Below are 13,781 nucleotides of genomic sequence, written 5' to 3' on the forward strand. Positions count from 1 at the left end.
TTTATATCACGTCGTCTTCGTTTTCGGTCTTAACAACCACACGAACCTTGGTTATGCGCTTGTCCTGAACCTGCTCTGCGGTGAACACAAAGTTGTTCCACTCAGCCACGTCACCTGTGACAGGTATTCTGTCCAGAAGCCCCGTGACAAATCCGCCAACCGTGTCAAAATCTTCCACAGGAAAATCAGCAAGGAAAAAATCCCTCAGCTTGAACAGGTTGATACTGCCGTCCACAAGGAACTCTCTGTCGCCCGCCTCGGTTATCTCCTGCTCCTCGTCGTCGTACTCGTCCACAATGTTGCCCACTATCTCTTCCAGCAGGTCTTCAATGGTGACGATACCCGCCGTTCCGCCGTATTCGTCGATGGCAACAGCCATCTGACGTTTACCCGCCTGCATGTCCGTAAACAGCAGATCAAGACGCTTTGTCTCCGGAACAAACATGGGCTCCCTGATTAGATTCTCCAGAGAAAAGCCTTCGGATGAAGGATTCTCCGCCATAAAGCTCAGAATGTCCTTTGAGTGGAGAATACCCACGATATTGTCGATGCTCTCTTTGTAAACAGGGATTCTTGAATACTGCTCGCTTTTCAGAATGCTTATGGTGTCGTCAAAGCTCGCATCAACGGGAAGTGCCGCTATCTTGATTCTATGGGTCATGATGTCCGCAACGTTCTTGTTGTTGAACTCGAAAATGTTGTTGATCATCTGCTTTTCAGTTTCGTGGATCGCTCCTCTCTCCTCGCCCACATCGACCATCATCCGTATCTCCTCCTCCGTCACCCTCTCATCCTCCTCATCGGGATTCACCCCGAAAAGACGGACAAAAAAGTTTGTGGACACGGACAGAAACTTGACGAAAGGCGCCGTGCATACATAGAGCACGTTCAGAGGCTTAGCAATTATCCTTGAGATCACCTCCGCCTTTTTCATTGCCAGACGCTTGGGAACAAGCTCTCCCAGAACCAGCGTGAAATATGACAGGATGAGCGTAATGGCAATCATTGATGCTGTCTTCAGCACTGTTACTGATACTGTCGGAAAGATCCCTGCAAGATAATCTGCCGATCTGTCGGCAAACGTTTCCGAAGCGTATGCACTGGCAAGGAATCCCGCCAGAGTGATACCTATCTGGATGGTTGCGAGGAACCTGCCCGGCTCTTTCAGCAATGACTGGATGAGAATGGCCTTTTTGTCGCCGCTTTCGGCCTGGATACGAAGTTTGTTGTCGTTCAGAGAGATCAGGGCTATTTCGGAAGCCGCAAAAAATGCGTTAAGCAGGATCAGAAACAGCAGGAACGCCAATTCGGTAATCAAAATATACTCCTTATGTTAAAAAGGGCGGCACAATGCCGCCCGTAGTTATTCAACCGTGACTGATTTCGCCAGATTTCGGGGCTGATCGACATCAAGCCCCAGAAGACTCGCCACGTAATACGAAAATATCTGTGTCACCACCACAGCGGGGAACACCGAAAGCTCCTCGGCAATGGCGGGGATCTCAATTTTGTGGTCGGCCAGAGCATCAAGCCCTGTGTCGCCCTCTGTTACCACCGCCAGAACTATTCCGTCTCTGGATTTAACCTCCTGAACGTTGGAAGCTATCTTTTCATAAACGGATGACTGGGGGCATATTATGAACACGGGCAGGTTCTCGTCGATGAGAGCGATGGGGCCGTGTTTCATTTCGCCTGCGGGGTAGCCTTCAGCGTGGATATAGGATATCTCTTTCAGCTTGAGCGCACCCTCAAGGGCGATGGGATAGTTCACGTTTCTGCCCAGATACAGGAAGTCTTTTGCATCCTTGAACTTTTTAGCAAGTGAAAGGATGTAGTCCTCATGTTTCAGGGTTTTCTCTATGACCTCAGGAACCCTTACGAGCTCCTTCAGGTAATGTCTTATCTGGTCGGGTGTCATTGTCTTCTTTGTCTGCGCCAGCTGAAGGGCAAACAGGAAAAGGCTGGCCACCTGAGTTGTAAACGCCTTCGTGGATGCAACACCTATTTCGGGTCCAGCATGGGTATAGACAGTGCTGTCGGCCTCACGGGAAACGGACGAGCCCACAACGTTGCAGACAGCCGCCACAGCCGCACCCATCTTCTTTGCGATGCGCATTGCCGAAAGGGTGTCAGCGGTCTCTCCGGACTGGGTAATGGCAACGAAAAGGGTCTTGTCGTCTATCACAAGGTCTCTGTATCTGAACTCGGAAGCAATATCCACCTCAACGGGTATCTTTGCGAATTTTTCAATGTAGAATTTTCCGATAAGCCCCGCATGCCAGCTGGTTCCGCATGCGACTATGACTATACGGTTAAAGTCCTTTATCCTGTGCTGGATACCTTCCAGCAGTTCGCCGCCTATCGTCCCCTGCTCAAGGCTGAATTTGCCTCTGATGGTATCGATTATGGCTCTGGGCTGCTCGTGTATCTCTTTCTGCATAAAGTGGCTGTATCCGGCCTTCTCCGCCATTACGGGGTTCCAGTCGATTGTTCTCATCTCTCTGGTGACAGGAATATCGTTCTTGTCGTATATCTGATAGCCGTCTTTGGTGAGGCATGCCACATCTCCGTCATCCATGAAGATGAATTTTCTGGTGTGGGCAAGCACAGCGGGAATGTCGCTGGCCGCAAACATTTCGCCTTCGCCGACACCTATTACAAGGGGGCTGTCCTTTCTGGCTATTATTATCTTGTCAGGTTCTTTTTCGCTGATGATGGCAAGACCGTATGAACCGTGAACCTGTTTCAGCGTCTTCTGGACGCTTTTCAGCAGGTCGCCTTCATAGTTCTCGTGTATCAGGTGGGCAACAACCTCTGTGTCCGTTTCGGATGTGAAGCCGTATCCCTTGCTGAGCAGAAACTGTTTCAGTTCCAGATAGTTCTCAATGATACCGTTGTGAACGACGGTAAGCTCGTTTGACCTGTGGGGGTGGGCATTCTCGAAAGAGGGTTTGCCGTGTGTCGCCCAGCGGGTGTGGCCTATGCCCAGCACTGCGGTGAAGTGTTTCTGCGCTATCTGGTTTTTCAGATTTATCAGTTTGCCCACGCTCCGCTCAATCTCTATCCCGCTTTTTTCCATCAGAGCGAGACCCGCAGAGTCGTAGCCTCTGTATTCAAGTTTTGTAAGACCGTCAACCAGTATGCTCGATGCGTTCTGTTCGCCTATGTATCCCACTATTCCGCACATATCTATTCAACCCCTTTCTTCTTTTTCCATGCTGATACCCAGCCTTCCATATTCTGCTGTTTTGCTCTGGTTATTCCCAGTGCATCGGCGGGGACATCCTTTGTGATGGTCGATCCGGCGGCAACCAGTGCGCCCTTGCCCACTGTGACCGGAGCCACAAGCTGGGTGTCGCTTCCAATGAAAACGCCGTCCTCTATCACTGTCTTATATTTATTATATCCGTCATAGTTGCATGTTATGGTTCCGCAGCCTATGTTGACATCCTTTCCTATCTCGGCATCACCCAGATATGTCAGGTGGCTGGCCTTTGAGCCCTCGCCCATACAGGCCTTTTTCATCTCCACAAAGTTGCCTATCTTGTTGTCGCCTTTCAGCACCGAGCCGGGTCTCAGATGTGCCATGGGTCCTATGTGGCTTTCTGCGCCAACATGGCTGTCGGTTATCAGGCAATTCTCTTTTATCTCGCAATTCTCAGCGATAACGCTGTCCTTGATCCTTGTTCCGGAATAAACGATGCTCCCCTTGCCGATCTTCGTATCCCCTTCCAGAAATACGTTGGGATAGATGGTGACATCGTTCTCAATTTCAACCGTACTGTCGCAGTAAAATGTTGCGGGATCGAGGACGGAAACGCCGTTCATCATATGTTTTTCGGCTATTCTGTCCCAGAGGACTCTGGAAGCCTCGGCAAGCTGAACTCTGTTGTTCACTCCGAGAAACTCCTTCTCATCCTTGCAAAGATATGCAAAAGCACCCTTTTTGACAATATCCGTCAGATAATATTCGCACTGTGCGTTCACGCAGTCGATCCCTTCCAGTCTGGCCAGAAGTTCTTTGCTGTCGCACAGATAAATTCCTGTGTTGATCTCATCTTCACGTTTTTCGTCTTCGGTGGCGTCCTTCTCCTCGACGATCTTAATGACCGAACCGTCGACACCCCGGATAACCCTTCCATAGCCGAAAGGATTTTTCACCTTCACAGACATGAATGCAACGGGATGTTTTGAAGCGGCATCCATGAACGCCTTGAGGGTTTCGGGTTTCACCAGAGGCATATCGCCGCAGAGTATCAGCACCTTGCCGTTGAAACTGCTTATGCTTTCAGCGGCCGCCATAACTGCGTCACCTGTTCCCCTCTGCTCGGTCTGAACGGAGAACTCCGCCCTGCCCGCCAGATGTTTCTGAACAAGTTCCGCTCCGTTGCCTATTACGACATTTATCCTTTCCGCACCAAGCTCTGATGCGGCATCAGCAACATAGTCAACCATAGGTCTGCCCGCCGCCCTGAAAAGCACCTTCGGCGTCTCGGATTTCATACGAGTCCCCTTGCCAGCGGCAAGTATGAGCACCATAAGATTCATAACGTCTCCAGAAAAAAATTAATTACCGTTAAACTGTTTGATATAGGAGGTTATACCCTGAAAAACACCTTTTGCAATCTCTTTTCTATAGCTCTCTTTGGTAAGATTATCAGCTTCGTCCTGATTGGACACAAAGCCCGCTTCGACAAGTATCGAAGGCATCATCGCACCTACGAGAACATAGAACGGAGCCTGTTTAACACCGAGGTTGTATCTGCTGTCGGTGTAAAGGTTTGCGTGCAGGTTCTTCTGAACATAAGAGGCCAGCTGAAGAGACTCTTCAAGTTTGGAGTTCATCATCAGATCCTTCAGGATTCCCTGCAGGTCGGACATCGATTTCTGCGTGGTCTGGTTTTCCAGAGCCGCAACGGCAAGAGCACGCTTGTCATTGGTGACGTTCAGAACGTAGGTCTCAACGCCTCTCGCAGACTTATTCGGGGCAGCATTTATGTGAATTGAAACAAAGAGGTCGGCCTTTTTGCGGTTTGCAAATGCCGTACGCTCTTCAAGGGGTATGAAAACGTCTGTGTTTCTGGTCATGTATACGTCAATGTTGGGATATGCCTCTTTCAGCTGAGCATAAAGCTCTTTGCCTATGTCGAGAACAACATCCTTCTCCTTCACTCCGTAATAGCTTGCGCCGGGGTCTTTTCCGCCGTGTCCGGGGTCGATCACTATGCTTCTGATCTTAAGCCCGAATACGCTGGCCAGTGTTGCCGCACTGCCTGTGCCCTTGATGGCGGGAACGGGGGACGAAGAGGCAACTTCGTTCTTTGCAGGGGTCGAAGGTCTGCTGTCGGCCTGATGAACGGGAGGTTTGGGACTTCCCACTGCGTTGCTGACGTCTATCACCAGTCTGTCCGGATCGGGCATCGCAAACACTGTGAAATCCTGAACGTTGTCGCTGTCCAGAACCACCCTTGCAACTCCCGGTCTGTTATAAGCCCAGCGGAGTGAACGGAGCAGTCCGTCCTTTATCTCGATATCCTGAGGAATGTCAGGAGAAATGACCACGTTGTTAAGGTCGATAAAGAGTCTCGGCGGCTTCTGGATGGAGGGGTCAGCCTTCAGCCAGTGTTTGTCGAACTCAACCTTGCCTGTAAGATCCATGACCACACGGGTGTAGTCCGGAGTTGTGAAATATCTGATACGCTTAACGGCCGCTTTGCCGTCGGTCGCTTTTACATTTGAGTTGATATCACCGAAGCTTGTCTGTCTGTTGGCAGACTGAGCTTTGTCAGCAGTGTCCTCCTCTTTGGGCTGATATGCCACCGTTTCCGCTTTTATGGGCGGTTTGGGCTGGAGGCTGGGACGCTGTATTCTGTCTGTGGGGGTTTTCGATGCAAACTGGGCATCAATGCCGTCCAGTTTCGATCTTGCCTCTGCCGCATCCTCCGATCTGGGGAATCTGGCAATCAGCTTTCTCAGCATGAACTGAGCCGAAGGATAGTCCTTCTGGTCTTCATATATTTTTGCGGACTGGAGAAATGCTTTTGATGCCAGAACCGTGTCGTAGTTGCTGGAGAGTATGCGCCAGTAGCGCAGTGCTTTCAGCAGGTCGTCCCTGTTGGCATAACGCATGTAGCTTCTGTAGTAGGTCTGTGCGGCATAATGGAGTGAATCGTCACCCAGATCCGCCTTGGGAGCTGAAGCATATATCTTATAAAACTTATCCGCCACAATGACATAGGAGCGTCTTGTGACTTTGTCCGAACGTTCAATATAGTCAAAGTCCCTTTTTGCGGAGTTATACTCGTCAACATCGTCCGCAAACAGGGCAAAACATGAGAACAGCACCAAAAGGAGAATTAGGATTTTTTTCATTTAAAGCAGTTTACCTTTTAAGTATTTGCCTGTAAAGGACTGTTTATGCTTCGCACAATCCTCCGGCGTTCCTTCGAAGATTATTTCGCCTCCGCCAATGCCGCCTTCCGGCCCTAAGTCTATGATATGGTCGGCACATTTTATCACATCGAGGTTGTGCTCGATGATTATGACGGTGTTTCCGCTCTCTGTCAGCCTTTTAAAGATGCCTATGAGCTTGTTTATATCGTCAAAGTGCAGACCCGTGGTGGGTTCGTCAAAGATATAAACGGTTTTGCCTGTGGGTTTCTTCATCAGCTCTTTCGAGAGCTTCACCCTCTGGGCTTCCCCTCCGGAAAGAGTGGTTGCCGGCTGACCCAGCTTTATGTAGCCGAGGCCTACGTCTTTTAAAACTGCGAGCTTATTACATAGTTTCGGAATATTTTCGAAAAACTCAAATGCCTGATTAACGGTCATGTCCAGAACGTCCGCAATGCTCTTGCCCTTGTATTTGATATCAAGGGTATCACGGTTGTATCTTTTACCGTGGCATGAGTCGCATTTAACGTACATATCGGGCAGGAAATGCATCTCTATCTTGATGTATCCCTCACCCTGACAGGTTTCGCAGCGGCCGGACTTAACGTTGAAGCTGAAACGGCCTATTTTGTAGCCCCTCAGTTTCGCATCGGGGGTCATTGCGAAAAGCTCCCTGATGTCCGAAAAAAGACTGGTGTAGGTCGAAGGGTTGGAGCGTGGGGTTCTGCCTATGGGCGACTGGTCGATGTCTATCACCTTATCCAGATATTCAACACCAGTAAGGCTTTCATACGCCCCTGTCTTTATATTTGTTCCCAGCAGACTCTTTTTCAGGGCAGCCTGAAGGGTGTCCATTATCAATGTCGATTTGCCGGAACCTGAAACGCCTGTAACACATACCATCAGCCCCAGAGGAATCTTTACGCTGACGTTTCTGAGGTTGTGCTCAGTGGCATTTTTCAGTTCAAGGTATCTGCCGTCCGGTTTCTTGCGCTTGGCGGGAACCTCAATCATCCTTCGGCCGGACATATACATGCCCGTGAGTGATTCCTCGCTGTGGCGGAGTTTTTCCGGATGTCCGGTGAAGACAACCTCGCCGCCCTTTCTTCCTGCACCCGGCCCCATATCAATAACGAAGTCGCACGCATTAATGGTGTCCTCGTCGTGTTCGACAACTATGACCGTGTTGCCGATATCCCTCAGGTTTTTAAGGGTTTCGATGAGCATATCGTTGTCACGCTGGTGAAGGCCTATGCTGGGTTCATCCAGAACATACAGCACGCCCGTAAGCCCCGAGCCTATCTGGGTTGCAAGCCTGATACGCTGTGCCTCGCCGCCGGAAAGGGTTGCGGATTTTCTCTCTATGGTAATGTAGCTCAGACCTACGTCATTCAGGAAGGCCAGTCTGCGCTTAACCTCTGTAATAATTTTTTCGGCCACTTCTTTTATGAAGCCGTCAAATTCCAGAGCTGTAAAGAAATCCAGAGATTCCTTTACGTTCATTGCGGATACTTCAGCAATGTTCCTGCCGCCGACACGCACCGCAAGGCTGGTTCTCTTGAGTCTCGCCCCACGGCATGAGGGGCAGTCCTGCGACGACATGAACTGCTTTGCGAACTCTTTATCCGCCATTGTGCCTGTGTAGAGCTTCTCTTTAAGATAGCCGCAGACTCCGGTGAATTTTTTCTCATAGGGTATCTTTTTATCACCCTTAAAAGTGTAGAGCTTAACAGGTTCTTCCATGCCGTTCAGCAGGATCTCCTGATGCTTTTTGTCAAGGGAGCCGAAGGGTTTGTTCATGTCTATTCCGAACTGTTCGGAAAGAGCCACAAGTGTATTGTAGTAGTGGAAATTATCGAACTGTTCCCAGGGCTTCAAAGCTCCTTCACGGACACTGAGTCTGGGATCGGGCACTATGGAATCTATATCGAAGACCTGCATTTCTCCGAGACCTTCGCACTCGGGGCATGCGCCGAAAGGGTTGTTGAACGAAAAACTTCTTGGCTCAACCTCTTCGATGCTGATGTCGCAGTGGGGGCAGGTGAAGTTCTGTGAATAGAGGGTCACTCCGTCGTCGGTGGAGACCTCGCAGAGGCCTTCGCCCAGCCTGAGAGCAGTTTCAACCGAGTCTGTCAGCCTGCGCTTTATGCCTTCTTTTATCTTGATACGGTCTATGACAACGGAAATGCTGTGCTTAACGTTCTTGTCCAGTTCGATGGGCTCTTCCAGCCTCTTCATCTCACCGTCGACGTATGCACGGACATATCCGTCCTTAAGCAGTTTTTCGAAAAGTTTTTTGTATTCGCCCTTTTTGCCGCGGATGACAGGAGCCAGAAGCTCCGCCTTCGCATCTTCGCCCAGAGCCATTATACGGTCGACTATCTGCTGAACGGTATAGCTGGCTACTTCCTGGCCGCAGCTGTAGCAGTGTACCCTGCCCGCTCTTGCCCAGAGCAGACGCATGTAGTCGTAGATTTCAGTGATAGTTCCCACTGTGGAGCGGGGGTTTCTGCTGATGGATTTCTGTTCGATGCTGATTGCGGGGGACAGATAATCAATTGAATCCACATCCGGTTTTTCCATAAGCTCAAGAAACTGACGGGCATAGGCCGAAAGTGATTCCACATAGCGTCTCTGACCCTCTGCGTAGAGAGTGTCAAAGGCAAGAGTGGATTTTCCGGAACCGGAAACTCCGGTTATAACCACCAGTCTGTTTTTAGGAATATTCAGATTGATATTCTTGAGATTGTGCTGCCTCGCCCCTTTTATAATTATATGGTCATTCATCATTCCAGTCTTTGTCTTCCAGAGATATGGCCTGAATCTTCTGATACTTATCATCGAACATGTAGACCATATTTTTCTGATTCTCCCTGATTGATACTCTTTCTCTGTATACCTGAACGTCTATGCCGCCGTATAGTTCATTCAAAACCTTAAGTCTTGGTCTGGGGTGGTGAGCCTCTTTGATCAGCTTCTGCATTGCCGCATCAGCCGCCGCTATCTTGGCATCCAGCTGCTTTCTGAGGGCTATCAGCTGCCTAACCTTCGGGTTTTCCAGAACCTCTTTCTTCTTAAGATTTACCCCGCCGAGAAACTCGTCTATTTTCGATTTGTTCTCCAGAAACTTGTCTTTGCTGAGTTTTAGCTCCTGCAGTTCGTTCTCGAAATAGAATTTCGTGCCGACACTTATGGTAAAGCGTGAGTTGCCTACTGTTCCGGCCTGAATCATCTTGATCTCGGAAAAACCTGTGACCTCGCCTCCGGCAATTATCCCCGGGTCTTTAACCGCCTCTATGGATCCGCCGGCTCTAAGCCTGCAGTTGTAGGCGTATTTCATAATCTCGATATTTCCCCTCGCTTCCACAAGGGCATTTTCAACATATCCTACGAAAATATCGCCTTTCGCCTTAATAACACTCTTGCCCTCGCCCCGGACACCAAGCCTGACAACGATGTTCCCTCCGCTGATAAGCTCCGCATCCTGACATACTCCCTCCACGAATATGTCCTTTTCGGCCTTCACCGAAAAGTTGGCAAGCACGTCGTTCTTGATATACACGCTACCGTTGAATACTATATTTCCTGTGCCGTAGTCAACATCTCCCCGCACGGTATATACGGGGCTGACCTCTAAAGTGTTGCGTTCAAAGGTGACACAGCCGTCAGATTTCGCATAGAACTGAGTTCCGTTGTTTTCAGAACGGACACCGTCGCCGGAATATATCTCGGTTTCAACTCCCGGTTCTGCCGGCAGTTCAGTGTTGTATACAGTAAGTCCGCGAACGCCTGCCGTAGCAGGTTTTTTCGTAAGCAGAAGATCGCCTTCGTTAACAACCCTTATGTTGTCAACGTTCTTGTAGTCAACTTTTCCGTTCTTAAGGATCCTCGGCTTATTCTTAACAGGTTCAAAGTTAAGAATTATGTTCGCATCTTTTCCTGAAATAGGCTCAACGCCCTCGGCAATAAGGACTTTTTCAGATATTCCGCCCTCTCCTGCCAGACGCACGATATTGTTTATGGCTTCACGGTTAACATTAACGGTTATCATCTCCTGCTGAAGAAGACCCATTATGTCGTCCGTGGATACTATCTCCTGAGTATTGATTCCGGGATAAACGTTCAGATACGCCTTAAGCGAGTCAGGCGAAACAGCGACCTCTATAGCCGGAGACACAGATTTCTCAGAGATAATCTTTATGATTATCCTGCCGCTGTCGTCTCTGGATGTGATAAAATCAGCGATGTCCAGTTTGTATCTGGTGGTCAGAAGCTTAATTACTTCTTTTTCATCTCTGCCTGTGTAGTTCTTTAACAGATTCATAGTCGTATGGTATCCTTACGGTAAATTCGGTGAACACCCCTTCCTCCGAATCTACATCGATAGTCCCGCAATGAGCTTCCACAATCATCTTTACGATGGCCAACCCCAGTCCTGTTCCTTTCGCTTTTCCTGACGTAAAGAACGGCTGAAACAGCTTTTTCCGGTTGTCGCTGCTTATTCCCTTTCCTGTGTCCTTCACCCTTATGACACAGTATTCGCCGTCTTTAACAGCAGAAAGCGTAACTTTTCCGCTTACGGACAGAGCGTCTATTGCATTAGACACAAGATTGAAAATAACTCTGAAAATCTTGCCTCTGTCCACTGTCATTATAATATCGTCCGAAACTGATACCTCAACACTTATGGCAGTGTCCCTGGTCATAATATTAGCATGTTTTCTTATTTCATCAAATAATTCCGCCAGCGGGAAGGTTTCAATGGCCATTGAAACACGCTGACGCGAGAAGTCCAGAATATCCATTGTAAGACCGTGGATACGCTTAACCTCCGAATGGATTGCGTCTATATACTCCTGCATTTCAGGTTTTATATCTTTTTCAAGAGCCATAAGTTCAAGATAGGACTGAACAATATTCAGCAGATTCTTAATGTCGTGGGCAATGGACGAGTTAAGCATCCCTATCACACGCAGGTTCTCGCTTTTGCGCATATCGCTGTACAGGTTGAACCTGTCGACACCCAGCGCACACTGGGATGCGATATAGCGGGCTATCTTCACATCCTCTTCGGTGAAAAAATCGTCCTCTTTGTCAGTCAGGTTAAGAACACCGAGAACCTTGTCCCCCTTTTTCAGAGGAACGGACATGAACGACGAGGCCTGATATCCCAGAACTTCCTTGACGATATCAGATTTATTGGCTGTGACCTCTATTCCGGTCTTGGCGACCTTTCCGGCCACTCCCTCGCCCAGACGGATGTTGACACTGCTCTGATCCACCTCGAAACCGGCGTGGGCATACATTTTCAGATAATCATCCTCTATGAGCATCAGAGAGATACGCTTAACCCCCAGATATTCCTTAGCTATGGTGATTATAGCCGGAAGCAGGTTATGCAGCTCAAACATGCTGTTCATCTTTTCGGAAATCTCTACAAGGACTTCCAGCAGATCTTTTTTCAGTCGAAATACCTCAGGATGTTATATTCCATATCCCTCTGGGCGGGTCTGAAACCTGCCTTGCGGATGTTGTTGTTTATCTCTTCAATACTCATGCGGAAGCCTACGCCGCAGGCCGCAACAACGTTCTCCTCTATCATGAGGCTTCCGAAGTCGTTTCCGCCGAAACGCAATGCAGTCTGACCGATCTTAGGCCCCTGTGTCACCCACGAAACCTGAATGTTCGGTACGTTGTCCAGATATATCCTTGCAACTGCAAGGAGCCTGAGATATTCCACAGCGGATACGTTCTCGCCGCCCAGTTCGGTGTTCGCCGGCTGATACGGCCAGGGAATGAACGCAGTGAAACCTCCGGTTCTGTCCTGTACACTTCTTATTTTATCAAAATGCTCGATGATATGCTCAACTTTATCTGTCTTTTTGAACATCATGGTTGCTGTGGTCTTAAGACCCAGTCCGTGTGCTGTCTCCATCACAGAGAGCCACTTGTCGGAAGATATCTTGTTGGGGCTGACCAGCCTGCGCTCGGAATCAACCAGAAGCTCAGCTCCCGCACCGGGAATTGAGTTCAGTCCGGCCTTGACCAGCCTTTTTATGGTCTCCTCAACAGACAGATTCTCCAGTTTTGCGATGTGGTTTATCTCCGGCGCCGAAAGACCGTGTATCCAGACCCCCTGCTCCCTGATGAAGGAGAGCATGTCCTCGTAGAACTCTATGCCCAGATCCGGATGCAGACCGCCCTGAAGCAGAATCTGTGTTCCGCCGAGGGATTTCGTCTCATCTATCTTATCTTTCAGCAGTTCCTTACTGATCACATACGCCCCGTCGTCCTCCGCATCCCTGTAAAAGGCGCAGAAGGAGCATTTGCAGGTGCATATGTTTGTGTAGTTTATGTTTCTGTCTATTACATAGGCCACCACACCTTCGGGGTGAAGCCTCTTCCTTGTGTCGTCCGCCAGCTGTGCCAATTCGTAAAAATCTGCCTCTGCCAGCATTCTGCATGCGTCGTCAAAGCCTGTTCTGGACAATTAAAACCTCATAAAAGTTAAGCAGAAAAAATATTATGCTTACTATTTTACATAACATAAAAACAATTGAAAGTGTTTTTTCCTGAAATCCATTGTAATTATTCCCGACTGGCAATAGAATATGGCATGTTTGAATTCCTGAACGATACTTCCGTATTCATAACTTTTCTGCTGGTGATGATACGCACCGCCGCCATAATGAGTACCGCTCCGGTGTTCGGCAGCAACGTCATCAAACCGCATATCCGCATGCTGTTTTCACTCATCTATGCGATGATAGTCTATACGTCCGTCAAGAAACTGGATATCTCCGACCCCACCGGCCCCATGCTCATCATGATGATAGCGAAAGAGATTATGCTGGGCGTCTGCATCGGAATGCTGGCGCACCTTATTTTCATAGGCGTTCAGATGGGCGGACAGATAATCGGAACCCAGATGGGCTTCGGCGTGGTGAACGTTTTCGACCCTCAGGCGAACATATCAATTTCCATCATCTCCCAGTTTCTCAACATCGCCATGCTGCTTATCTTCATCGCCGTCGGGGGGCACTATCTGGTCATTCAGGCAATCAGGGCATCCTTTGAAACGCTGCCCGTGGGGATTTATCCCGTAGACCCCAACGCATTTCTTTATCTGACCAAGCTGTTCTCGATGATATTCGTCACAGCTCTTAAAATAACCGCTCCGGTTCTCATAACACTGCTTATTCTTCAGCTTGTTATGGGCATAATGGGGCGAATGGTCCCTCAGCTTAACATCATGATGGTGGGTTTTCCCATTCAGATAGCGGTAGGAATGTCGGTCATGGCCATGGGTATGAGTTATTTTTATATCGTTTACGAAAAACTCCTCCACAGGTATTTCGAAGAGGTCGCAAACCTCATAAGGTATTTATAGA

General features: G+C 48.9%; 9 protein-coding genes. 1 reads left to right on the forward strand and 8 read right to left on the reverse strand.

The genetic code is table 11. The features are described from left to right. Position 1: 1 nt before the first annotated feature. Genes C8D98_RS01065 through mqnC form a run of 8 tightly spaced genes read right to left on the reverse strand, consistent with a single transcriptional unit; the run spans position 2 to position 12,880 of the window. The gene (locus tag C8D98_RS01065; protein WP_132871234.1) at positions 2–1,318 is read right to left on the reverse strand and encodes a hemolysin family protein; all 1,317 of its coding nucleotides are present in this window, start codon (positions 1,316–1,318) and stop codon (positions 2–4) included. A gap of 45 nt (positions 1,319–1,363) precedes the next feature. Beyond that, positions 1,364–3,187 (reverse strand): glutamine--fructose-6-phosphate transaminase (isomerizing), encoded by a 1,824-nt coding sequence (gene glmS, locus C8D98_RS01070; RefSeq protein WP_132871236.1) that lies wholly within the window; start codon positions 3,185–3,187, stop codon positions 1,364–1,366. A gap of 2 nt (positions 3,188–3,189) precedes the next feature. Further along, complete coding sequence (gene glmU / locus C8D98_RS01075) at positions 3,190–4,548, reverse strand: bifunctional UDP-N-acetylglucosamine diphosphorylase/glucosamine-1-phosphate N-acetyltransferase GlmU (RefSeq protein ID WP_132871238.1); 1,359 nt, start codon at positions 4,546–4,548, stop codon at positions 3,190–3,192. Between the two features lie 18 nt (positions 4,549–4,566). Then, entirely contained in the window at positions 4,567–6,372 is a 1,806-nt protein-coding gene (locus C8D98_RS01080) for an N-acetylmuramoyl-L-alanine amidase (protein ID WP_132871240.1), read from the reverse strand. Further along, the gene (gene uvrA, locus C8D98_RS01085; RefSeq protein ID WP_132872954.1) at positions 6,373–9,177 is read right to left on the reverse strand and encodes an excinuclease ABC subunit UvrA; all 2,805 of its coding nucleotides are present in this window, start codon (positions 9,175–9,177) and stop codon (positions 6,373–6,375) included. Beyond that, the gene (locus C8D98_RS01090; protein WP_132871242.1) at positions 9,170–10,714 is read right to left on the reverse strand and encodes a flagellar assembly protein A; all 1,545 of its coding nucleotides are present in this window, start codon (positions 10,712–10,714) and stop codon (positions 9,170–9,172) included. Before C8D98_RS01090 ends, uvrA begins: the two co-directional genes overlap by 8 nt. Continuing rightward, on the reverse strand, positions 10,680–11,801 hold the full coding sequence (locus tag C8D98_RS01095; RefSeq protein ID WP_243640891.1) for a GAF domain-containing sensor histidine kinase: 1,122 nt from the start codon (positions 11,799–11,801) through the stop codon (positions 10,680–10,682). Before C8D98_RS01095 ends, C8D98_RS01090 begins: the two co-directional genes overlap by 35 nt. A gap of 50 nt (positions 11,802–11,851) precedes the next feature. Then, complete coding sequence (mqnC, locus tag C8D98_RS01100) at positions 11,852–12,880, reverse strand: cyclic dehypoxanthinyl futalosine synthase (protein WP_132871246.1); 1,029 nt, start codon at positions 12,878–12,880, stop codon at positions 11,852–11,854. 126 nt (positions 12,881–13,006) lie between these two features. On the opposite strand from mqnC, the gene fliR reads away from it, so the two are divergent. Next, complete coding sequence (gene fliR, locus C8D98_RS01105) at positions 13,007–13,780, forward strand: flagellar biosynthetic protein FliR (RefSeq protein ID WP_132871248.1); 774 nt, start codon at positions 13,007–13,009, stop codon at positions 13,778–13,780. Position 13,781 lies beyond the last annotated feature (1 nt).

Source organism: Seleniivibrio woodruffii (genome assembly GCF_004339245.1).
In the GTDB taxonomy this organism is placed as follows: domain Bacteria; phylum Chrysiogenota; class Deferribacteres; order Deferribacterales; family Geovibrionaceae; genus Seleniivibrio; species Seleniivibrio woodruffii.

Excerpts from the sequence above, each read along its gene's own strand:
- glmS (WP_132871236.1), bottom strand. The coding sequence starts at position 3,187 with ATGTGCGGAATAGTGGGATACATAGGCGAACAGAACGCATCGAGCATA.
- glmU (WP_132871238.1), bottom strand. The coding sequence starts at position 4,548 with ATGAATCTTATGGTGCTCATACTTGCCGCTGGCAAGGGGACTCGTATG.
- C8D98_RS01080 (WP_132871240.1), bottom strand. The coding sequence starts at position 6,372 with ATGAAAAAAATCCTAATTCTCCTTTTGGTGCTGTTCTCATGTTTTGCC.
- uvrA (WP_132872954.1), bottom strand. The coding sequence starts at position 9,177 with ATGAATGACCATATAATTATAAAAGGGGCGAGGCAGCACAATCTCAAG.
- C8D98_RS01090 (WP_132871242.1), bottom strand. The coding sequence starts at position 10,714 with ATGAATCTGTTAAAGAACTACACAGGCAGAGATGAAAAAGAAGTAATT.
- C8D98_RS01095 (WP_243640891.1), bottom strand. The coding sequence starts at position 11,801 with ATGTTTGAGCTGCATAACCTGCTTCCGGCTATAATCACCATAGCTAAG.
- fliR (WP_132871248.1), top strand. The coding sequence starts at position 13,007 with ATGTTTGAATTCCTGAACGATACTTCCGTATTCATAACTTTTCTGCTG.